Source organism: Halorubrum ezzemoulense DSM 17463 (genome assembly GCF_002114285.1).
GTDB lineage: Archaea > Halobacteriota > Halobacteria > Halobacteriales > Haloferacaceae > Halorubrum > Halorubrum ezzemoulense.
Map to the genome: position 1 here is coordinate 54,662 of NZ_NEDJ01000005.1, position 22,394 is coordinate 77,055.

Here is a 22,394-nt window from a genome sequence, read left to right on the forward strand (position 1 = left end):
GTTCGGGCCCGCGGACTTGGCTTTTGTGCCGCGAGCGGTGTCGTCACGCTTTCCGCGCGCGGTCGCGTGCCACGCGCTACCGTTCGCCGTTTCACCGGAAACGCGGTGTGGCCCGGCGCGGTCGCGGCCGCTACCCGTCGCCGCCCGACCGCCGCCCGCCCCACACGCGCTTGTCGACGAGCGCGACCGTCATCGGGCGGTCGACCGCGATCTGACAGGAGAGCCGCGGGTAGCCGAACCGGTCGGCGAGGCGGTCGTGCCACTGGTCGGCCGGCGGCCCCTCTCGGACGCGGACGCCGCAGGTGGCGCAGATCCCCCGCCCCCCGCAGTTGAGCCGGCGCGTCGCGGACGCGTACGGCGACAGGCCGGCGTCGAGCATGACCCGCCGGAGGTTGCGACCGCGCTCCACGGCGAGTTCGACGCGGTCGTCGCCGTCGACGACGACGAGCGGGACCGTCTCGGACCCGCTCCCTGACCGTCCGCCGGCGTCCTCGTCGGGTTCGTCCTCGGTCATCGGCGTCCCTTCGCGCGCCGCACACAAAGCGTCCCGGACCCGGAACGGCTTTCGGCCCGGGCGTCGGAACGGGCGACATGGACACGCGGCGCGCGCTGCTCGACGCCCTCGCTGCCGACGACGGCCCCGTCTCCGGGCCCGCCCTCGCTGAGTCGCTCGGCGTCTCTCGGGCGGCCGTCTGGAAGGCGGTCGAGGGGCTCCGCGAGGACGGGTTCGCGGTCAAGTCGACCGCGGCGGGGTACGTCGCCCCCGACGAGCCGGGGTACTCCGGACCGGGGATCGCGTTCGGCCTCGACGCACCCTACTCCGTGGAGTATCACGACCGGATCGCGTCGACGAACGAGCGGGCCCGGGAGCTCGCGGTAGAAGGGGAGACCGACGTCGCCGTAGTCGCCGACGAACAGACCGGGAGCCGCGGCCGACTCGACCGCGAGTGGGTCGCGCCGAGCGGCGGGGTCTGGCTGTCGGTCCTCACCCGGCCGGACGTGCCGACCGCGCGGGCGCCGCTCTTCACCCTCGCGGCCGCGGTGGCGACGACCGACGCCGCCCGCGAGGCCGGCGTGGACGCGCGGATCAAGTGGCCGAACGACGTGCTCGTCGGGGGTGACGGAAGCGGCTCCGAAGTGCCAGATCCCGCCGCCCCCGGCCGCGGCGGCCCGAAGCTGGCGGGGATCTTGACGGAGATGGAGGGGGAGGCCGACCGGGTCGGCTGGCTCGTCGTCGGCGTCGGCGTCAACGCCAACCTCGACCCCGAGACGCTGCCCGCGGGCGCGACGTCGCTGTCGGCGGAGCGCGGCGGCCCGATCGACCGGCGGCGGTTCGCTGCGACGTTGCTCGAACGTTACGCGGAACTGACCGCCTCGCCCGGCGCGCTCGACGAGGTTCTCCCCGCGTGGCGCGAGCGGGCGAGCACGCTCGGGCGGCGCGTCCGGGTCGACACCGCCGAGGGGGTCGTGGAGGGCACCGCGGTCGACGTGACGGAGCCGGGTGCGCTCGTGGTCGACACCGACGAGGGCCGGCGGCGCGTCCACGCGGGCGACTGCGAACACCTCCGCGACGCGGCCTGACCTCCGCGACGCGGCCTGACTCCCAGCCGACGCGCCGCGGCTCGCTACCCCGTCTCCGTCGCGTCGGAGACGGACCCGTCCGCGTCGGCCCCGGCGGCGCCCGTCTCGCCCGCGGTCGCGGTCTCGCCCGCGGTCGCCGCGTCCTCGTCGTCGCCGATCCGGACGGTCAACACCGGCACCGACGACCCCCGGACCACCTTCTCGGCGACGCTACCGAGGAGGAGGCGGTCGATCCCGCCGCGCCCGTGGGTCCCCATCACGACGAGGTCGCAGCCCGTCCGTTCGGCGTGGGTGATGATCTCGCGGCTCGGCGAGCCGTCGACGACGGACGTCTCGACGTCGACGCCGCGGTCGGCGGCGAGTTCGCACACCGTCTCGAGCGCCGCCTCGCCGTCGTCGTACAGCAGGTCGCCCACCCCCTCCCACGTCGTCTCCATCGGCATCCCGGCGTACCGCGCGGTGTCGACCACGTATATCGCGCGCACCGACGCCCCGTGGACCGCGGCGAGGTCGAGCGCGTGACACACCGCTAACTCCCCCTCCGAGGAGCCGTCGGTCGGGACCAGAATCCGGTCGTATAGGGGCATGTTCACGTGTAGCATGACGACCGGGACGGATAACCCTTTGTTCTTGCCGGTTTCTCGCCGCCGTCCGGTGGCGTCCGGGCCGAGCGCGCGCTTATACTCTCTCGCACGACGGGTCGGTATGTCCGACGAGATCAACCGCTCCCGCCCCGAATCGACGCTCGCCGACCGCGCGTACCCCGCCGACCGCGGAGCGCTCGCCGACTCGTTCGCAGGCACGACGGTGTTGTTCGCCGACGGCGACGCCGACCTCGGCGACCTCCTGGCCGAGGTCGACCAGGCGAGGTTCGAGGGCGCCGCCGACGCGCACGCCGCGCTCCAGAACGTCCTCCCGATCGAGGCGCTCGGGGAGCCCGGGCAGTCCGACGGCGACGCGTAGATCGGGCCTCCCGCGACGGCTCGCGGCCGGGCCCCTCCCTCGTCACCGATCCCCACGCCACGGCGCGTCTCGCATCGCTTTTGCCGCCGCGCCGCGCAGCGGTGGTAATGAGCTATCGGATCGGTCTCGTCGGCAAGCCCTCGGTGGGCAAGTCGACGTTCTTCAACGCCGCGACGATGAACGACGTACCGGAGGGGGCGTACCCGTTCACAACCATCGACCCGACCGTCGGCGAGGCGTACGTCCGCGTCGACTGCGCCGCGCCCGAGTTCGACGAGACCTGTACGCCGAGCGTCGGCGTCTGCCGCGAGGGGACGCGGTTCGTCCCCGTGAAGCTGGTCGACGTGGCCGGGCTCGTCCCGGGCGCCCACGAGGGCCGCGGGCTCGGCAACCAGTTCCTCACCGACCTCAACGAGACCGACGTGCTGATCCACGTCGTCGACTTCTCGGGGAAGACCGACATCGAGGGCGAGGCGACCGAGGGCCACGACCCCCGTGAGGACATCGACTTCTTAGAGGAGGAGCTCGACGCGTGGTACCTCGACGTGTTGGAGAAGGGCTTAGAGAAGTTCGAGACGCGGTATCACGGCGCGAACGCGGCCATCGAGGAGGAGCTCGCCGACCAGATGTCCGCGTTCGGCATCGACAAGGACCGGATGAAGCGCGTCATCCTCGCCGAGGGGCTCGAACTCGATCCGGACACCTGGGACGAGACGGACAGAGTCGAACTGGCCCGCGAGATCCGCAAGCGCACGAAGCCGATGGTGATCGCCGCCAACAAGATGGACACCCCCGAGGCGCAGGCGAACTGGGCGGAGATAACGACCGACCCCGACTACGACCACCTCTCGTTCGTCCCCGCGAGCGCTCACGCGGAGAAGGCGCTGAAGAACGCCGACGACGCCGGCGTCGTCGACTACACGCCCGGCGACGACGCGTTCGAGGTCGTCGGCGACGTCTCCGGGGAGCAGAAGGCCGGCCTCGACCAGATCGCCGAGTTCGTCGACGAGTACGACGGCACGGGCGTCCAGGGCGCGCTCGAGTCCGCCGTCTTCGACGTGCTGGGCTGTATCGCCGTCTTCCCCGGCTCCGCGAACGGGCGCAAAGACGAGAAGGGAGTCTTCCGCGACTGCTTCATCCTCCCCGAGGGGTCGACGACGGAGGACTTCGCGTACCACATCCACTCGGACATCGGCGAGGGGCTGCTCCACGGCACCGACTGCCGGAGCGGCCGGCAGGTGGGCACCGACCGCGAGCTCTCCCACCGCGACGTGATCGAACTGGTCTCGACGAAGCAGGCCGCGCCGTAGCCGCTCCGACGAGGCCGCCGACCCCGCTGGCCGCTCTTCCGAACGACCTCTGTGCGTCCGGCCGGTCACGATACGATATCGCGGACCGCGTCGGGAACGTCGGCCCGGTCGACCTCCCGAACGGACGAGCCCTCGACCTCGGTCGCTCCGTACTTGTACCCCGACCCCGTCAGGATCGCGGCCACGTCGTCGTCGGGGCCGAACTCGCTCACCGCGGCGAGCTCTCGCACGGCGGCCGTCGCCACCGCGCACGACGGCTCGACGGAGACTCCGGCGTCGGCCGCGAGCCGGTCAGTCTCGGCCAGCATCGACTCCTCCGAGACGGAGACGACGCCGCCGTCTGTCGCCCGGACGGCGGCCAGCGCGCGGTTCCCGCTCGGCGGGTCGGCGTTGTTGATCGAGACGGCCGCGGTCGGCTCGCCCGCGACGGGTTCGACGCGGGAGTCTCCCCGCCGGAACGCCCGCGCGATCGGGTCACAGCGGGCGGCCTGCGCGAGGTAGATCCGCGGGATCGACAGGAGCACTCCCGCCGCGTCCAGCTCTCGGAGCGCCTTCCAGACGCCGCTCGCCTGTCCGCCGCTGCTGACCGGCAGGACGATCGCGTCGGGCGCGTCGGGAGCGAACGCCTCGCAGATCTCGTACGCCACCGTCTTCTGGCCGGCGACCCGGAGCGGGGCGTCGGAGTTGAGGAAGGCGACCCCGAGGTCGTGGTCGAGCGTGTCCTCGTAGAGCCGCCCGTACTCCCCCCGGACCCGGAACAGGTGCGGGTCGTGCTGGGCGATCATCGCGAGCCGCGAGTCCGGCGTGTCCTCGGCGACGAGGATCGCGGCCTCCCGGTCCAGCGCCGCCGCGTGCGCGGCGACGCTCAGTGCCATGTTGCCGTGCGAGACCGTCCCGACCGGGCCGTCGATGCGGGCCATCCCGACGGCCGTCCCCCGGTCCTTGAAGCTCCCCGTCGGGTTGGTCCCCTCGACCTTGAGGTGGACCCGCGGCCCGTCCGCCGGCTCGATCGACGGCGCGCGGAACAGCGGCGTGCCCCCGGCGGCCGCGGCGAGGCCGCTCGGAACGGTCGCCGCGGGTAGGACGGGCTCGTACCGCCAGAGGGAGTCTCGCCCGAGCCGCACGCCACCGCCGCCGCTCGCCTCGGGCCACGAGAACCCGGTCCCGTGCGTGTCGAACCAGAGCGGCTCGCCGCACGCGCAGCGGGCCGCCTCGCCGGCGGGGTACGTCTCGCCGCAGTCGTAACAGACCAGTCGTTCCATACGCCACGGTCTCGGTCGCGACACAAATCGTTGGTCACGGGCGGGCGCCGCGACCGCGGCAGCGCCCGGGGGTTCCCTCGTCTTTTTTGAGTCGCGGCCACACCGGTCACGCATGGGTACGCCAGGCGAGTTCGGCGAGTTCGGCGGCCGACACGTCCCGGAACCGCTGGAGGAACCGTTGGCGGAGCTGGCGGCGGCCTACGAGGAGGCCGTCGCCGACGACGAGTTCATGGCGGAGTTCCGTGACCTGCTCGAACACTTCGCGGGGCGGCCGACGCCCGTCTTCTACGCGGAGACGCTCAGCGAGCGGTACGGCGCGGACATCTACCTCAAACACGAGGACCTCCTCCACGGCGGGGCGCACAAGCTCAACAACACGCTCGGGCAGGCGCTGCTGGCCAAGCGGGCCGGGAAGGACCGCCTGATCGCGGAGACCGGGGCGGGGCAGCACGGCACCGCGACGGCGATGGTCGGCGCCCTGCTGGACCTCGACACGACCGTGTACATGGGCCGGCACGACATGCAGCGACAGGAGATGAACGTGTTCCGGATGCGGCTCATGGGCGCGGACGTGGAGCCGGTCGACCGCGGCAACGAGGGGCTCGCGGAGGCGGTCGACGCCGCGTTAGAGGACTTCGCCGAGAACGTCGACTCGACGCACTACCTCGTCGGCAGCGTCGTGGGGCCCGACCCGTTCCCGCGGATGGTCCGCGAGTTCCAGTCCGTCATCGGGACCGAGGCCCGCGAGCAGATCCAAGAGCGCCACGGCGACCTCCCCGACGCGTGCGTCGCCTGCGTGGGCGGCGGGTCGAACTCGATCGGCCTCTGGCACGCGTTCAAGGATGACGACGTGATGTTCTACGGCGCCGAGCCGGGCGGCACCGACGACGCGAACCACTCGGCCCCGCTCTCGAAGACGAAACAGGAGGAGCCGCGGATCTTCCAGGGGATGAAGACGAAGACGATCGGCGACGACACCGAGAACCACTCCGTCTCCGCCGGGCTCGACTACCCCGCCATCGGGCCGGAGCACGCCGCGCTCCAGGAGATGGGCCGCGCGGAGTACCACGCGGTCTCCGACGACGAGGCGCTGGCCGCGTTCCGCGAACTGAGCGAGGCCGAGGGGATCATCCCGGCGCTGGAGCCGGCCCACGCCCTCGCGCTGACCGCCAAGCTCGCCGAGGAGGACCGACACGACACGCTGTTGGTCAACCTCTGCGGGCGCGGCGACAAGGACATGCAGACGGCGGCGGAGCACTTCGATCTCTCCGGGTGAGGTCACCCCTCCGGGCGAGACTCTCCCGCCCGATTGACCCCTTCCGGCGCGGCGCTCAGAGCTCCTCCTCGAAGTGGACGAGTTCGTACGCGCCGGCGGTCGAGGTGTCCGTCCGCTCGTATCCCCGACTCGCGTAGAAGTCGAGCGCCGCGGGCTGGCGCGTCGAGGTCGTCGCGAGGAGCGTCTCGAACCCACCGGAGGCCGCCCGCCGCTCCAGCTCGTCGAGCAGCGCCCGTCCGTAGCCGCGCCGCTGATACGGCGGCGCGACGCGCATCCGGTGGAGCTCCGCGGCGCCGGGGCGGTCGCGCTCGTCGCCGTGCCCGGCCTCGTTGGGCACGTAGCCGCCCATCGCGGCGAGCGTCCCGTCGTGGGTCGCCAGTTGGTCCGGGGCCCGTGACGCCGCCGAATCCACCGACTGCCGCTCCGGCGACGGATCGTCCGGCGACTGGTCGGCGTCGACGGCGTCGACGACGCCGACGACGAACGCGCCCCCCGCGTCGAGGTACGACGCCGCCACGGACCGCAGGTCGTCGGTGCCGGGGATGTCGGACGGGTCGACCCCGGTCTCCCGCATCGCCCACTCGTGAAGCGCCCACACGGCCGCGTCGTCCCGCGGGTCGTACGACCGGAGCGAGAGTTCGTTCGCGTCCACGACGAACCGTGACGGCGCGTCCGGCTTGAAGACACGGATCGCGGGGGGCGCGCTCGCTCTCTGAGCGTCGACGTTACCGCATATCCGCGCTCGACGCGTCCGCGCTCAGCGCGTCGACCCTACTCACCGCCAGCGATCTCTTCGAGGCGCTCCGTCCCGGCCTCGACGTGGCCCCCGTGGAAGCAGACCGTCTCCGCCACGTCCCGGTCGGCGAGGACCGCGACGCTCTCCAGCGCGGTGTCGAGGTCCGGGGTCATCTCCGGGCTGAGCCCGGCGAGTTCGCCGTCGGCGACGGTGAGCGCGTCGGCGCTGACGAGCAGCTCGGCGTCGGGGAAGTACGCCGACACGTGCCCCGGGCTGTGGCCGGGGGTCGGGACGACCTCCGTCGGACCGGCCGCCGTCGCGAACGTCTCGCCCCCGGTCAGGCGGACGTCGACAGTCGCCGGTTCGATCACCGTCGGCCGCTCCTCGCTCGACTTGACGAGCTCCTCGTCGCCCTCCAGGTACGGGGCCTCTGCCTCGTGGGCGAACACGGCGGCGCCGGTCCGGTCGACCACGGCCGCCAGACAGGCGGCGAGGTCGAGCTCCTAATGCGTGACGAGGACGCCCCGCGCGTCGTCGAGGGACAACCCCTTGTCCGCGAGCGCGTCTCCGAGGACGCCGACCTCGTCGGGCAGGCCAACGTCGATCAGGAGGAGTCCCTGCGGGGTCTCGACCGCGGTGGGAGTGAGTGTCGCTTCCCGGCCGTCCAGCGATACGTGTAGCGGGAGTGCGCGTACGCCCGGCGCGAGTTCCATGGCAGACGCTGGTCGCCGATCGAGTTCGAGCGGGCGAGCCTCGACGGGCTCACTCGGGCGCCGGGAGCTCCTCGGCGACGTTCACGTCGTGTCCGGCGACGTACCCGTTCAGCTTGGCGGCGAGCGGCGACTCTCGCAGCTCGGCGCCGTCGTATCCGGCCGCGTCGAACGGCTCAATTAGTGACGAGGCGGACCTGAGCCTGTACTTCTGGTGGTAGTCCTCCGCGGGAGAGAACCGCGACAGCCGCTCGACGCGCGTGTCGATCCCGTCGGCGGTGAGTCCCCGCGCCGAGAGGAACTCGTCGAGGGCCTCCCGCTGGGCCGCGCGCTCGACGAGGACGACGTTCTGGTACTGCGTCTTCCGGGACTGCCGCCGCGGGTCGTGCGCCGCGAACACCCGTTCCAGCACATCCCGGTACGATATCGTTTCGGGGTCGAAATCGACCTGAACCACCTCCGTGTGGTCGCCCAGCGAGTGGTACGTCGGGTCACGTTTGGTCCCACCCGCGTACCCCGCGCGGGTGCGGACGACGCCCTCCACCGCGCCGAACTGCGCGTCCGGGCCCCAGAAGCAGCCGACGCCGAACGTCGCCGTCTCGGTCTCGCCGGCGTCGGCCGCGCGGCGGTCGTACTCGCGTACCTGTGTCCGTGTGAGTTCCATGGGTGCCACCTGTCTGTAGAGCCGCCGGAGCGCGGTTCGCGGGTCGGACCGCATCGCCCGTGTCTCGGGCTCGCAGACGGATACATTGCGCGCCGCCCCACGTCGAGCGTCTCGTTCGGCCGGGACCCAAACCACTTGAGGTGGGGCCGCGTCGCGGCGGACATGAGCGCTCACTCGACCGAACCGGCCCGCCTCGAATTCGGCGTCCTCGGGACCGCGGGAATCGCCGACAAGGCCGTCGTCCCGGCGATCGCCGCGAGCGACCACGCCGTCGGCGCGGTCGCGTTCCGGGACGCCGACCGCGCGGCGTCGTTCGCCGCCCGCCACTCGATCCCCCGCAGTTACGGCACCTACGAGGCACTGCTCGACGACGACGCCATCGACGCGGTGTACGTCCCGCTCCCCAACGGGCTCCACGGTGAGTGGACGAAACGCGCCGCGGACGCCGGGCTCGCCGTCCTCTGCGAGAAGCCGCTGGCCGCCGACGCCGCCGAGGCGCGAGCGGTCGCCGACCACTGCGACCGCCGCGGCGTCACCTTGATGGAGGCGTTCATGTACCGGTACCACCCCCGGACCGAGCGCGCCGTCGAGCTCGCCGCGACGGAACTCGACGACGTGCGCACGGTGACCGCGACGTTCCGGTTCCCGCTGTCCGACCGCCCGAACGACGTTCGGCTCGACCCGGAGCTCGCCGGCGGGTCGCTGATGGACGTCGGCTGCTACCCCGTTTCGCTGGCTCGCACCGTCCTCGGCGCTCCCGACCGGGCGTACGCCCACACGGGGGACACCCGCGACGCGGGCGTCGACACCGAACTCGCGGGCGTGCTGGCGTACGGCGACGGCCGGTCGGCCCGGGTCGCCTCCGGGTTCGACACCCGCCACGTCGAGCGGTACCGCGTGGACGCGACGAACGGGTGGGTCGCGGTCGAGAACGCCTTCGACGCCCCGGCCGACGAGCGGCTGGAACTGGAGTACGAGATCGACGGCCGTCGCGGGGTCGAGACGTTCCCGGCGGTCGATCAGTACCGGCTTCAGGTCGAGCACTTCGCCGACCGCGTCGCCGGCGACGCGACCCCCGTGACCGACGGCGCGTCGGCCGTTGCGAACATGCGGATCCTCGACGCGCTGTCGGAGAGCGCCGCGAACGGTTCTCCGATCGACCTCTGACTCGGATCGTTTGGGGTACAGATCGCCGTCGCTCCGGCGGCCGTGGCGCTCGGTTCGACGTTCGCCCGCCTACGCGACCATCTCGTCGGTGATCGCCGGCGTGTCCATCGCGTTCGCGATCGGGCTGATCACCCGGTACGTCCCCCGTTGGCCACCGTCGGAGGAGTCGTCCCAGTGAGGCGTGAACGGCTTGTCTTCGGCGTGCGGGCTGTCTTCTAGCATCGCTCGGGGCGCACCCCCGGCCAGGTAGACGTCGAAGGAGTTCGACTCGAACTCCGTCCAGAAGTTACTCTTGTGGAACGGGAACAACACGCGGACGTAGTAGTCCTTCCGTATCTCGCGTTTCTTCACCTCGTTGTTGTACCAGCCAATCACGTCGAAGTGGGTACACACCGCCTTCTCCGCGCCCGTGTAGGGGAACGACGACCGGACCTCCACGGCGGCGCTCTCGCCGCGGCCGCGGTCGACGGTGATGTCGACCTGTTCCTGTGGGGTGTCCCACTCGTCGTCTTGGAACACGTCCGCGCCCGTGTCGCGCCGCTCGGCCGTTCGGGTGAGCCAGTCTTTCCACACCCACTCCGCCAGCACTCCCGAGATACCGTCGACGCTCTGCGTGTCGGCCGACCTGCCGCGGGAGCTGTCCCGGGCCATCCGTCCGTCGGAGCCCTCAGCGAGACGCTCCCCGTCGTCTCGTAGCTCGTCGAGCAGCGCGCGGTCCTCGCCGCCGTAGTCGAACCGATACCGAACGCAGTCGAAGCCGCCGTGCTCGTCGCAGTCTATCGTTTCCGTCGTGATGTCCATCGACGTTCCGTCTAAACAGTCAGCTATCTTATAGAGATATCGCCGGTCGTGAGGCGGTGCCCTTATCCCCGGCAGCTACCTCCCCCCGGTAACCGATCGATATGCCTGCGGACGATATCACGGAGCCCCCCGAACACGCCGTCTCCTCGCCGAACACACCGATGTACAACATGGTTCGGTTCTGGGGGCGGAAGCCACAGAACCTCGTCACGAGCTACATCGAGCAGTTCACCGACGAGGGGGAGACGGTGCTGGACCCGTTCTCCGGGAGCGGCGTCACCGCCTTGGAGGCGCTCCGGGCGGACCGTCGCGGTATCTACAACGACCTGAACCCGCTGTTCCGCCACATCGCCCGCACGACCGCCGCTCACGTGGACTTGGACGAACTCGAAGACGGGTTCGACACCGTGATGGAGAACCTCCGGTACCGGCGCCACGAGGTCGGCGGCGCCGACGGCGACGCGCAGCGGTCATTCCGGTGGCTCTACGAGACGACGTGCCGGAACTGCGGCCACGAACGGGCGCGGACGCTCGAAACGACCGCGACTCGGGTGTACTCGCCCAGTCCGGGGCAAGCGGGCGAGCCGATATCCGGCGACGGGACGCTCGATGCCCTCGCGACGGAAATCTACGATCAGCTCAGCGAGGCCGAGCGCCTCTCGCACGACGCGTTGGTGGAGCGCATCGACTTAGACGAGTTCGGCGACGCGCGCAAGTCGGAGATAACGCGGGCGATCAACCAGCGGCTGTTCGAAAACGGGTACATCCGGATCGAGGAGGACGTTCCGAACGAGCTCAAGTACGTCTGTCCGGAGTGCGACGCGAGTGAAACGGTCCCGCTGGACGAGGCGGACGAGGCCAAACTCGACCGGATCGGCGAGCTCTCGCCCCCCTATTACTACCCCGACAACGAGCTGGTGTACCCCAACGGACAGGACTTCTACACGAGTCGTCCGGGGACCGAGCGCGTCGACAAGCTGTTCACCGACCGGAATCTGATCGCGCTGTCTATCCTCCGGCACGAGATACACCGGCTGGAAACACAGGGATTTGACCGGACCGTCGTCGACGCCCTCCTGCTCACTTTCGTCGCCATTCTCGAACACGTGAGCCGGATGCAGCGGCCGAACAAGAAGGGCTGGGCGGCGAAGAACTACGTCATCCACCCGGAGAACCTCGAACTCAACGTCGCGCACGCGTTCCGGAACCGGTTCTCGACCGTGCTCGACGGCATGCGCGAGGCGAACGACGAACTGAACGGGGGCGACCCCGTGGGAGACCGAGGGAGGTTCATCCAGGGAGACGCGCGCGACCTCCCGGTCGACGACCAGTCGGTACAGTACGTGTTCACCGATCCCGAGTACGGCGACGCCGTCCAGTACTTCGAGCTCAGCTACATGGCGAACAGCTGGCTGGACAGCAGCGTCAACTGGGAGGACGAAATCGTCGTCAATCCGCGCCAAGAGAAGCCGCGGGAGCGCTACGAGGAGATGCTCGCGGCGGCGTTCGAGGAGGTGTTCCGAGTGCTCGAGAGCGGCGGACATCTGACGGTCACGTTCCACAGCAGCGAACTCAAATACTGGAACTCCCTGATGCACGCGATCCAGCAGGCCGGGTTCGACTACGTCGACGCGGTCTATCAGGTTCCCGCACAGGAGTACACGAACTGGATCAACCGCCGGAAGCCGGGGACGATGAACGGCGACATCTACATCACGTTCCGGCGACCGGAGACCCGGGAACAGCCCGAACTGGACTTCGGTGACATTCAGGCGGTCCGGGAGTCCATCTTGGAGGAGGCGAAGCGCGTCATCCGGCTCCACGACGGCCGCGCGACGTACGATCAGCTGGTCCGCGGGGTGACGCTGCGGCTCATCGAGGACAACAGGATGCACTCCGAACAGGTGCGCGACTTCGACTATCGCCGCCTCTTCGACGATTACCTCGAACGCACCGCCGACGGTGACGCGTGGACGACCGCCGACTGGGCGGCGACCGACGAGGTCGAGTACATCCCGCTCCAGCGCCGCATCAGGTGGCTGATCGAATCCGTCTACGCGGGGAAGGAGGGGTCCGCCGCCACGCTCGACGAGATCCTCTCGCGGATCTTCACGAGCCTCAAGGACGCGCAGACGCCGGAGAACCAAGAGATATTGGACGTGTTACAGTCGACTGCTGAGCCGGTCGAGAAAGACGGCGTCGTCTACTGGCGGCGACGCGACTCGTACCAGCAGACGCTCGCCGGAAACACCTTGGCCGAGGAGGAGGGCCTGGTCGACACGGAAACGCAGCGCGAGCAGCTGGAACTGGACCACGACCGGATCATCAACCGACTCGCCGAGTTCGGCAAGTCCGTCGGCTACGACGCGTGGATCGGGGACCCGGAGACCGATCGCAGCGAGGTCCTCCGCGATACGCAGACGCGGCTGCGGATACCCGGCGACTTCTCCGACACCGTTCGCGAGCGGCTCAGGAACGTCGACCTGATCTGGTTCGACGGCGAGACGCCGGTCGCGATGTTCGAGGTGGAGCACTCGACGGACCCGCAGGACGGAATCGTTCGCATGGGGAACGCGTACGCGGAAACCGGCGCGACGCCCCGGGCCGTGTCCGTCGTCCCCGACAACCGATACGATCGATGGGAGAAGGCCGTCACGCAGCCCGCCCTCGACGAGTTGACCGACGACAACCCGTTCCGCTGTCTCACGTATTCGAAGCTGATCGAGCTCCTCGGCGGGCGCCGGTCGCCCGCGGAGCGGGGCGAAGAACGGCTGTTCGAACTCGCGACGACGCCGCCCTGACTCGGCGAGCCCCGCCCGCGACGCGAACCGGCGTCGTCGACCGGGCTCTCAACGAGGCTCGGGCCCGATCTCGGTCCCCAGTACGATGGTTTAACCCCGTGTCGGTTCTCTCCGGGTGTATATGAGCGATGAGCGTGACCGACTGGAGAAACCGTCCAACGCGGCCGCCATACGGGCGAAACTCCGTGAGATCGTGCCGAGCGCGTTCTCCGAGGGAGAGCTCGACGCGGCGAAGCTCGAATCGCTGCTCGACGCCGACGGGGAGTCGTCGGGGACGGAGCGGTACGAGCTCTCGTGGGCCGGAAAGCGCGAGGCCACCGCACGCGCCCAGGCGGCGACGGAGCAGACGCTGGTCCCGCGTCCCGACGAGAGCGTCGACTACGGGGAGTCGGGCAACCACTTCATCGAGGGCGAGAACCTCGCGACCCTGAAGACGCTCCAGCGGTCCTACCAGCAGCGAATAAAGATGATCTACCTCGACCCGCCGTACAACACCGGGTCGGATTTCATCTACAAGGACGACTACTCGACCGCGGCCGCCGACTACGAGCGGGAGACCGGCCAGCGGACGGCGGACGGCGACAAGCTGGTGAGCAACCCGGAGACGAACGGGCGGTATCACAGCGACTGGCTGTCGATGATGTATCCCCGGCTGTTCCTCGGGCGGAATCTCCTCCGGAACGACGGGGCGATCTTCGTGAGCATCGATCACAACGAGCACCACAACCTCCGCCACCTCATGGACGAGATCTACGGCGAGGACAACTACGTCGGCACCTTCGTCTGGAAGCGCCGGACCCCCGACGCACGGAACTCGGGCGGGATGTCCATCGACCACGAGTACGTCGTGGTGTACCAGCGGTCCGACGCGTTCGAGATGCGGGGCGTCGAGAAGTCGTTCGACAACTACACGAACCCGGACGACGATCCCCGCGGCCCGTGGGTCGCCGGCGATCTGAAGAACTCGCGGACGAAAGACGAGCGGCCGACGATGTTCTACGAGATCACGGACCCCGAGACCGGCCACACCTATCAGCCGGACCCGAACAGCGTCTGGCGCCTCGGCGAGGAGACGATGCGGCAGTACATCGAGGAGGGTCGGATCCTCTTCCCCGACGACGGCGAGGGCGTGCCCAAGTTCAAACGCTTCCAAAACGAGATCGAGAGCCGGTACAAGCCGCTCTCGTCGTGGATCGAAACGACGACGACCGACGAGGACATCGAGCTGTTCGAGGACGCCTTCGACCGCACCGTCCTCCAGACGGGGATGACCGGCACGGCGACGCGCGAGCTGAAATCGCTGTTCGGCTACAAGGCGTACGACTTCCCCAAGTCGACGGACCTGATCCGGAAGCTGATCCGCCACAGCGTGGACGGCGGCGACATCGTCTTGGACTTCTTCGCGGGATCGGGGACGACGGGCCACGCGGTCATGCAGCTCAACGCGACCGAGGAGTTCGACGACCCCGTCCGGTTCATGCTCGTCCAACTGGACGACGAACTCGACGAGCCGCGGGGGGAAGAGACGACCCACGCGGAGGTCTGCGAGCGGCGCCTGCGGCTGGCGAGCGAGCAGGTCGCCGACGACCACGACCTGCCGGGCGCCGCTCCGGGGCTCGGCTTCGACAAGTACACGCTCGGGGAGTCGCGCTTCGAGCGGTGGGGACGGCCCGACACGGAGTCGGAAGCCCGCGCCGCGCTCGAACGATACGCGGCCGGCGCCGGCTCGGCCGTCGATCTGACCGATCCGGACGCCGCGCTGGTCGAGGTACAGCTCCTGCTCGGGTTCTCGCTGGACGCCGCCGTCGAGGCCCTCGCGGACCACACCTATCACCTGTCCGAAGACGACCGCGACGCGCTGGTCACCTTCGCGGAATCGGTGACGTACGAGACGCTCACCGAGTTCGATCTCCCGGCGGACACGCAGTACGTCTGCTTGGACGGGAGCCTCTCCGATACGGACAAGGAACGCCTCAACCGCGACCTCTCGCTCCGAACGATCTGACCATGGAATTCGAATTCGATCCCGACCTCGAGTATCAGCAGGAGGCCATCGACGCGGTCACCGACGTCTTCGACGGCCAGCCGAACGTCGGCGAGCAGCCCGCGTTCGGGACGCACGGGACGACCGTTCCGAACGAGTTAGCACTCTCCGAGGAGCAGCTCACGGCCAACACGCGAAAGGTCCAGCGGCGTCACGACCTCGCACAGAGCGACGACCTCTATCGGGCGGCCGACGGCGAGACGACCGACCTGTTGAGCTTCAGCGTCGACATGGAGACCGGGACGGGCAAGACGTACGTCTACCTCCGGACGATCCACGAGCTCTACCGGCGGTACGGCTGGCGAAAGTTCCTCATCGTCGTCCCGAGCGTGGCGATCCGCGAGGGCGTCGTGAAAACGATACAGCAGACGCGAGCTCACTTCGACTCGCTGTATTCTCGGCCGCCGTTCAACTGGACCGAGTACGACTCGTCGACGCTGAGCGACGTGATCCGGTTCGGCAGCAGCAGCCAGATCGAGGTCATGGTCATGACGCTCCAGAGCATCAACCGGAGCGACGAGAACGTCATGTTCCGGCCTCACGACAAGCTCAACGGCGACCGCCCGGTCGACCGCATCGCGGCGACCAATCCGATCGCCGTCTTGGACGAGCCGCAGAACATGGAGGGCGAGAAGAGCAAAGCGGCCATCTCGGCGTTGGACCCCCTCTGTACGCTTCGGTACTCGGCGACGCACCGACGGATCAGAAACAAGGTGTACGAGCTCTCGCCCGTCGACGCGCACGAGAAGGGGTTGGTGAAAACCATCGAAGTGCTCTCCGTCGTCCAAGACGAGGACTTCGACAAGCGATACGTTCGACCGCTGTCGTTCGACGCCGGTCCGAAGGCACGGATAGAGCTGTACAAGGACCGGTCGACCGGGGCCCAACTCGGAAAGAAGACGGTCCGCGCCGGGGACAGCCTCTACGCGGCGAGCAACGGCTTACCGCCGTACGAGGGTGTCGAGGTGGCGTCGATCGACGCCCGCCACGAAGTCATCGAGCTCAGCGACGGGACGCGGCTCCACAGCGGGGAGTCCACGGACACCGACATCGAGACGATCCAGCACCGGCAGATCCGGGAGACGGTCCGCGAGCACTTCGAGAAGGCGCTCGACTACCGCCGAGACGGGATCAAAGTCTTGAGCCTCTTTTTCATCGATCGGATCGACAACTTCCGCGGCAGGAGCGGCGACGAGACCGGCCACCTCTGGGAAGCCTTCTGCGAGGCGTTCACCGAGCTGAAGGCCGAAGACCGGTACAGCGATCTGTTCCCCGATCAGTCGCCGGAGGACGTCGCCGGCGCGTACTTCGCCACGACGACGAGCGGCGACATCAAGGTGCGAGAGAGCTCGATCCGGGACGACGTGGAGTCGTACGAGCTCATCATGCGAGATAAGGAAACGCTGCTCTCCGCCGACGAGCCGACGCAGTTCATCTTCTCGCACAGCGCGCTCCAGGAGGGGTGGGACAACCCCAACGTCTTCCAGATCTGTACGCTCAACAATACGGTCAGTTCGGTGAAGAAGCGTCAGGAGATCGGACGCGGCGTTCGACTCCCCGTCTATCAGGACGGGACGCGCCTGCCGCCGGGCGACCGGCGCAATCGCCTCCCGGTGATCGCCAACGAGAGCTACGCCGACTACGCCGACGACCTCCAGGCGGAGTACAGTTCGGCGACGGACTACGGCGACGACATGCGCGCGCAGACGAACGATCACCGGGACCGGACCGTCGTCACGCCGCGGACTGAGGTCGTCGACGAGTCGCCGGCGTTCGCGAGGCTGTGGGAGCGGATCGCGCCGAAAACGACGTACACGACGACGATCGATTCGCCGGCGCTCGTCGAGAGCGCGGCGGCCGAACTCGCCGGCGTCACGGTCGACGAGCCGCGGCTCCGCGTCTCCCGCGGAGAGCTATCGATGGACGACGGCGCCGACATCGAGACGGTGGGCATCGCCTCGCAGGTGGAGTCCGTCGACCGCGACGGCCCGCTCCCGGATGTCGTCAGTCATATCACCGCCGAGACGGGGCTGACGAAGCAAACAGTCGCAGAGATCATCCTCGAATCCGAGACGGTCGACCAGCTACTGAAGAACCCCCACGCGTATCGGGTCGCGGCCCGCGAGACGATCGACGCGGTCAAAACCGAGTACGTGGTCGAACACATCGACTACGAGCGGATCGGCGATGCGCACCCGACGGACATCCTCAGCGAGGTCGAGACCTACGCCGAAAATACTGTCAGCGTGGACAAGAGCGTCTACGATAAGGTTATCTGCGACAGCGAGGGTGAGCGGCGGTTCGCGCGCCGCCTCGACCGGGACGACTCCGTCGCGCTGTTCATCAAGCTCCCGCGCGAGTATCAGCTCCCCACGCCGATAGGGCCGTACAACCCGGACTGGGCCGTCCTCTTCGACAAGGAGACGGCGGTCCGCGCGGACGCGGAAGACCGCCGACTGTACCTCATCAGGGAGACGAAGTTCGGCACCGAAGACGACCTCCGGCCGTCCGAGGCGACGAAGATCGAGTGCGCCCGCGCTCACTACGACGCGCTGAACGTCGACTTCGACCTCGCGACCGACTTTCGGGACGACGATATCATCGAAGACGTCCTCAACATCGACGTCGACGCCGAGTGAGGCGCTCACCGAGCGTTGATCGGTCTCGGAGTGGGCCGATATCGCTGCCCTCGCTCACGGCCGGTCTCCTCTCGTCGTCGGACCGTTCGCGTATCGGCCCGAACGCACAGTCAGAGCCGCGTGAGTCGTTGTCAATGGCCTCTGTCAGAGGGCTCTCAGCGAAGGGACGACAACATATTTCAGCAAACTTTTCGGCCTCTAGTCCCTCTAGCAGATCGGTGTAACCGGAACACCACGTCAGAGGCAGACCCGCGCATATCTCTCCTCGCTTGCTTCGGGACGGCTTCCAGTTTCACCGTCGTCGATCGCAACTCGATCGATACCGTCACCGGTCCGCGCTCGTCGACGCGGTCGGAGGTCCACGAACGTGGCGCCGTGCGCTACGGCTAGGCTACGATGGGGCTGACCACGTCGCGGTATCCGTGGACACGACGGTCGAATTCTACTGGTACAGAAGGCTCTAACTATCGAGAGTTAGGACGGAATTAGGTGGCTGGGGAGTTCCCGGCCCCTAACACGCCACGGCCGAAGACCGTGGACGTTGTAGGTGGGCCAACACGGATTTGAACCGTGGACCTCCCGGTTATCAGCCGAGCGCTCAACCTGACTGAGCTATTGGCCCAGGTGAGCGCATTCAGTCGTTGCGCGGGTAGGATTTTAAGGGTTTCCTTTCGAAGGCCGCCCCGCCGTGTGGCGGTTTCACGGGGGATCGCGACCCCGGCGCCGTCAGTCGCTTCCCTTCCGCTCCTCCTCTTCGACGGTGAAGTCCACGTCGACGACGTCGTCGTCCGTCGACGCGCCACCGGAGCCCGCGTTCCCTGCGACGCTCTCGTCGGCGTCCGTGCCGCTGCCGCCGTCGAACCCGTCGGGGTCGCTCCCGGGACCACCGGTGAAGCCGCCGCCCATCGAGAACCCGCCCTCACCGTCGCCCGGGAAGCCGCCGACGTAGACGTTCCCCGAGAAGAAGCCGTCCGTCTCGCGTTCGAGGTACGGGACGACGACGTACTTCTTCAGGGCCATTCGGATCGGGACCCGCGAGAGCGGGAGGGCAAGCAGGAACCCGACGGCGTCGGTGACGAGCCCCGGCGTGAGCAGGAACGCGCCCGCGGCGATGAGCAGCCCGCCGTCGAGCAGTTCGTCGGTCGGCGGCGAGCCCCGGGCCAGTTTGCGTTGGATGCGCGCGAGCGTCGCGCGTCCCTCGGCGCGCAGCAGGAGCATGCCGAGGACGGCCGTCAACACGACGAGCGCGACCGTGACGGCCCACCCGAGCCGCGTCGCGACCACGATCAGGAACAGCGCGTCCACGAGGGGGACGACGAGCAGCAGCGCGAGCAGCGTTCGCGGGCGCATACCCCCGCCTTCCCGCCGGGCACGCATAGCCCTTTTCGTCGCGGTCGCCCGCATCGCCGGTCGCGTCCACCGCGACCGCCACCGCTTTGCCCGCCCGGTCCGAGCCCGCGGTATGGACATCGTCGGCGCGCTCGGACGCGACCCGCCGGACCGCGAGTCGCTACCGCGGTGGGTCGCGCCGCTCCCGAAACGGCTGGAAGACGTCGCCTTCCGGTTCGCGTGGGTCATCGTTGTCATCAACCTCGTCGGCACCGCGTTCGGCTTCTGGTACTACCGGTTCCAGTTCCGCGCCCTCCCGACGGAGATGTGGCTCTTCATCCCCGACAGCCCCGGCGCGACGCTGCTCATCGCGCTCGCGCTCGGCGCGTGGGCGCTCGGGCGGTCGAGCGACACCCTCGCCGCGCTCGCCTTCTTCGGCAACGTCAAGCTCGGGCTGTGGACCCCGTACGTCCTCGTCGTCTTCTGGCCGGAGTTCCTCGCGGTCAACGGCCCCGGGCTGTACGCGTTCCTGCTTGTGAGCCACCTCGCGATGGTCGTCCAGGCGTTCGTCCTCCACCGCATCACCGACTTCCCGCTCCGCGCGGTGGCGATCGCGACCGCGTGGTACACCGTCGACCTGCTGATGGACTACTTTGTCCCCGTGATCGGCGACGTGACACACACCGCGCTGCCGTACGCCGACGGCGAGCCGTGGTTCACGACGACCGTGCTTCAGGTCGCGGCCGCCGGCGCGGTCGTACTTACCGTGATCCCGCTGTTCTGGACGCTCGGAACCCGTATCGCGACGCTCCGACGCCGCGCGGGCGACCTCGGGACGTAGCCAGTCCGACGCCACCTCCCGCCCACCGATTTAAGTGATCGGCCCGCTTCGACTGTGCTATGAGCCACTACGAGCGGATCGCCGACATGTCGGTGACGATCGAGTCCGTCGCCCGCCGGCGGTACGTCGCCGACACGACGCGCGGCTTCGAGCGGACGACGACGGAGTACCGGCTCTCCGGCGACGGCGTCGTGGGGCGCGGCGAGGACGTGACCTACGAGACCGCCGACCACGACGCGCTCGCCGGGACCGACCCGATCGACATCGAGGGCGAGTGGACGATCGACGCGCTCTCCGACCGACTCGACGAGATCGACCTCTTCCACGGAACGCCGCCCGAGAACGATACCGCACGCAACTACCGGCGCTGGGCGGTCGAGAGCGCGGCGCTCGACCTGGCGCTCCGGCAACGCGAGGAGACGCTGGGCGACCGGCTCGGCGTCGACCCCGATTCGGTTCGGTTTGTCGTCTCCACTCGCCTCGGTGATCCCCCGTCGACCGACCGGGTCGAGGAACTGCTCGCGCGCAACGCCGACTTGGAGTTCAAGCTCGACCCCACCGCGGAGTGGCCGCAGTCGGCGTTCGAAACTCTCCGGAAAACCGACGCCGTGCGCGTCCTCGACCTCAAGGGGTGGTACGAGGGGACCGAGGTCGACGTCGAGCCCGACCCGGAGCTGTACCGCGACGTGTTCGCGGCGTTCCCGGCGGCGGTCGTGGAGGACCCCGCGTTCACGCCCGCGACCAGCGCGCTCGTCGAGCCGCAGGCTGACCGCCTCTCGTTCGACTACCCGATCGACGGCGTCGAGAGTCTCGAATCGCTCCCCGTCGAGCCGGGGTGGTGTAATATCAAACCCTCGCGGTTCGGCACCCTCGAATCGCTGTTCGAGACGATCGCATACTGCGAGCGCGAGGGGATCCGGATGTACGGGGGCGGCCAGTTCCAACTCGCCAGCGGCCGCACCGCGATCCAGACGCTCGCCGCGCTCTGTTACTCGGACGGGCCGAACGACGTGGCGCCGCGCGCGTACAACGACCCCGACGCCGAGCCGCCGTACCCGAAGAGCCCGCTCCGCCCGAGCGATGACGCGGTCGGCTTCGAGTTCTGAAGCGAGGGATTCGAGCCGGGCACTGACGCGGTAGTTTATAAACAAATTCGCGGCGGCGCGTGCCTGCGAGGCCGCTCCGCGGCCGAGCAGCACGCGCGAGGGAGTCGGTCGACCGGAGCGAAGCGGAGGGAGGCCGACGAGGCTGGGGAGGCGTGAGGTGCGGTTGCGGGGTGGGACTCAAATAGACAGTTGCGAGGGCGAAGGCGCGCGACGCGAGCACCGCAGGAGCGAGTGGAGCGAGCGACGAGGAGCGTGGTTCGAGAGAGCAAAGCTCTCTCGTTATCACGAGACGCCTCCGGCGTCTCGAACGACAGCGAGCGCACCGAACCCTCGCGACTGAGTCTTTGGAGCTGTTCACCGTCGATCGTTCGTCAGTCAGGTACAGCCGAGCGACTGGGGTCTGGAGGTGTTTTCCGCCGATCCACAGCTGGCCGATTGTACCAATTCGGCTGAAATCTCTGCGCAACCGACCCCACCGTCTCACACCGATACTTAAGAGACGAATTTCAGTAGGTCGTCGCGGTTGTGGTCGTGGAAGCGCGTTCGGAGACACTCCTCCAGCGCCTCGATGTCGCCGCGCTTCGCGCAGATCGGAGCCACGCGGTCGGACCACTGCTGCCACGGCGGGTAGAGGCCGAGCCGGTCGCAGATCGCGTCGAGCCGCTCGTCGAGGTCGTCGATCTTGTCGGTCTTGTTGACGGCGATGATCGGCTCGACTCCCACGTCTTCGAGGAACCCGAACATCTCCACGTCGTGCGGAATATTCCCCCGCTCGGCGTGACGGTCGATGATGTCGACCGCGGCCTTCCCGTCCATCACGACGACGCCAGCGAGAATGGAGTCCGCGTTGTCCTCTAGGTAGCGGACGATGTCGGTCTTGATCTGCTCGCGGTGCTCCTCCTCGACGCCGGACATGAAGCCGAAGCCGGGTAGGTCCGTGAACATGAAGCTCTCGCTGGCCCAGTCGAAGTGGTTCGGCTGGCGGGTGACGCCCGGTTTGCCGCCGGTCGAGAAGTCGTGGCCCGTCAGTTCGCGCATCAGCGTGGACTTGCCGACGTTCGAGCGCCCCACGAGGACGACCTCGGCGTCGCGGTCCGGCCGGTCTTCGAACATACGCGTACGTGGTCGGTAGAGCGGTTTAAAAGGCGCGTCGCGGCGGCGCGG

20 protein-coding genes and 1 tRNA gene are annotated in these 22,394 nt (G+C 68.8%); 10 read left to right on the forward strand and 11 right to left on the reverse strand.

All coding sequences use genetic code 11. The features are described from left to right. Positions 1-130: 130 nt before the first annotated feature. Positions 131-514, reverse strand: coding sequence for a 2Fe-2S iron-sulfur cluster-binding protein (locus B9H04_RS02860; protein WP_049929359.1), 384 nt, complete (start codon positions 512-514; stop codon positions 131-133). Between the two features lie 77 nt (positions 515-591). Here B9H04_RS02860 and B9H04_RS02865 point away from each other — a divergent pair, with 77 nt between their 5' ends. Continuing rightward, on the forward strand, positions 592-1,581 hold the full coding sequence (locus B9H04_RS02865) for a biotin--[acetyl-CoA-carboxylase] ligase (protein WP_049929360.1): 990 nt from the start codon (positions 592-594) through the stop codon (positions 1,579-1,581). A 44-nt stretch (positions 1,582-1,625) separates the two neighbouring features. Here the strand turns inward: B9H04_RS02865 and B9H04_RS02870 are convergent, their stop codons facing one another. After that, positions 1,626-2,168 (reverse strand): universal stress protein, encoded by a 543-nt coding sequence (locus B9H04_RS02870; RefSeq protein WP_049929361.1) that lies wholly within the window; start codon positions 2,166-2,168, stop codon positions 1,626-1,628. Positions 2,169-2,286: 118 nt separating this feature from the next. Between B9H04_RS02870 and B9H04_RS02875 the strand changes: the two genes are divergently transcribed. Further along, positions 2,287-2,544, forward strand: a complete 258-nt coding sequence (locus tag B9H04_RS02875) for a DUF5789 family protein (protein ID WP_049929362.1) — start codon at positions 2,287-2,289, stop codon at positions 2,542-2,544. Positions 2,545-2,651: 107 nt separating this feature from the next. Then, a complete protein-coding gene (locus B9H04_RS02880) occupies positions 2,652-3,854 on the forward strand; it encodes a redox-regulated ATPase YchF (RefSeq protein WP_085682432.1) in 1,203 nt (400 codons plus the stop codon). Positions 3,855-3,919: 65 nt separating this feature from the next. Here B9H04_RS02880 and B9H04_RS02885 read toward each other — a convergent pair whose 3' ends face one another. Continuing rightward, positions 3,920-5,116 carry a threonine synthase gene (locus B9H04_RS02885; protein ID WP_049929364.1) on the reverse strand — a complete coding sequence of 399 codons (1,197 nt, stop codon included), beginning with the start codon at positions 5,114-5,116 and terminating at the stop codon, positions 3,920-3,922. 112 nt (positions 5,117-5,228) lie between these two features. On the opposite strand from B9H04_RS02885, the gene trpB reads away from it, so the two are divergent. Continuing rightward, positions 5,229-6,392, forward strand: coding sequence for a tryptophan synthase subunit beta (gene trpB, locus B9H04_RS02890; RefSeq protein ID WP_049929365.1), 1,164 nt, complete (start codon positions 5,229-5,231; stop codon positions 6,390-6,392). A 55-nt stretch (positions 6,393-6,447) separates the two neighbouring features. Here trpB and B9H04_RS02895 read toward each other — a convergent pair whose 3' ends face one another. The 4 genes from B9H04_RS02895 to B9H04_RS02905 form a co-directional block, all read right to left on the reverse strand. Beyond that, positions 6,448-7,044 (reverse strand): GNAT family N-acetyltransferase, encoded by a 597-nt coding sequence (locus B9H04_RS02895; protein WP_049929366.1) that lies wholly within the window; start codon positions 7,042-7,044, stop codon positions 6,448-6,450. 119 nt (positions 7,045-7,163) lie between these two features. Then, a complete protein-coding gene (locus tag B9H04_RS19070) occupies positions 7,164-7,610 on the reverse strand; it encodes an MBL fold metallo-hydrolase (RefSeq protein ID WP_276325165.1) in 447 nt (148 codons plus the stop codon). A gap of 21 nt (positions 7,611-7,631) precedes the next feature. Continuing rightward, positions 7,632-7,841, reverse strand: a complete 210-nt coding sequence (locus B9H04_RS19075; protein ID WP_248648627.1) for an MBL fold metallo-hydrolase — start codon at positions 7,839-7,841, stop codon at positions 7,632-7,634. A gap of 49 nt (positions 7,842-7,890) precedes the next feature. Further along, positions 7,891-8,502 carry a peptide-methionine (S)-S-oxide reductase MsrA gene (locus B9H04_RS02905; protein WP_049930071.1) on the reverse strand — a complete coding sequence of 204 codons (612 nt, stop codon included), beginning with the start codon at positions 8,500-8,502 and terminating at the stop codon, positions 7,891-7,893. A gap of 162 nt (positions 8,503-8,664) precedes the next feature. On the opposite strand from B9H04_RS02905, the gene B9H04_RS02910 reads away from it, so the two are divergent. Then, a complete protein-coding gene (locus B9H04_RS02910) occupies positions 8,665-9,669 on the forward strand; it encodes a Gfo/Idh/MocA family protein (RefSeq protein ID WP_049929367.1) in 1,005 nt (334 codons plus the stop codon). Positions 9,670-9,738: 69 nt separating this feature from the next. On the opposite strand, the gene B9H04_RS02915 is transcribed toward B9H04_RS02910, so the two are convergent. Then, on the reverse strand, positions 9,739-10,470 hold the full coding sequence (locus B9H04_RS02915; protein ID WP_049929368.1) for a hypothetical protein: 732 nt from the start codon (positions 10,468-10,470) through the stop codon (positions 9,739-9,741). Positions 10,471-10,571: 101 nt separating this feature from the next. Between B9H04_RS02915 and B9H04_RS02920 the strand changes: the two genes are divergently transcribed. The 3 genes from B9H04_RS02920 to B9H04_RS02930 all read left to right on the forward strand — a co-directional run bounded on the left by B9H04_RS02920 (position 10,572) and on the right by B9H04_RS02930 (position 17,954). Further along, positions 10,572-13,271, forward strand: coding sequence for a DNA methyltransferase (locus B9H04_RS02920; protein ID WP_049929369.1), 2,700 nt, complete (start codon positions 10,572-10,574; stop codon positions 13,269-13,271). A 121-nt stretch (positions 13,272-13,392) separates the two neighbouring features. Next, on the forward strand, positions 13,393-15,276 hold the full coding sequence (locus B9H04_RS02925; RefSeq protein ID WP_049929370.1) for a site-specific DNA-methyltransferase: 1,884 nt from the start codon (positions 13,393-13,395) through the stop codon (positions 15,274-15,276). Positions 15,277-15,278: 2 nt separating this feature from the next. Then, positions 15,279-17,954 (forward strand): restriction endonuclease, encoded by a 2,676-nt coding sequence (locus tag B9H04_RS02930; protein WP_085682433.1) that lies wholly within the window; start codon positions 15,279-15,281, stop codon positions 17,952-17,954. A gap of 548 nt (positions 17,955-18,502) precedes the next feature. Here the strand turns inward: B9H04_RS02930 and B9H04_RS02935 are convergent. Then, positions 18,503-18,576, reverse strand: a tRNA-Ile gene (locus tag B9H04_RS02935). Between the two features lie 104 nt (positions 18,577-18,680). Further along, positions 18,681-19,304 (reverse strand): FxsA family protein, encoded by a 624-nt coding sequence (locus tag B9H04_RS02940; protein ID WP_049929372.1) that lies wholly within the window; start codon positions 19,302-19,304, stop codon positions 18,681-18,683. 112 nt (positions 19,305-19,416) lie between these two features. Here B9H04_RS02940 and B9H04_RS02945 point away from each other — a divergent pair, with 112 nt between their 5' ends. Further along, positions 19,417-20,124, forward strand: coding sequence for a DUF1405 domain-containing protein (locus B9H04_RS02945; protein ID WP_049929373.1), 708 nt, complete (start codon positions 19,417-19,419; stop codon positions 20,122-20,124). Between the two features lie 59 nt (positions 20,125-20,183). Further along, a complete protein-coding gene (locus tag B9H04_RS02950) occupies positions 20,184-21,230 on the forward strand; it encodes a hypothetical protein (protein ID WP_085682434.1) in 1,047 nt (348 codons plus the stop codon). 492 nt (positions 21,231-21,722) lie between these two features. Here B9H04_RS02950 and engB read toward each other — a convergent pair whose 3' ends face one another. Next, positions 21,723-22,343 (reverse strand): GTP-binding protein EngB, encoded by a 621-nt coding sequence (engB, locus tag B9H04_RS02955; RefSeq protein WP_049929379.1) that lies wholly within the window; start codon positions 22,341-22,343, stop codon positions 21,723-21,725. Between the last annotated feature and the right edge of the window lie 51 nt (positions 22,344-22,394).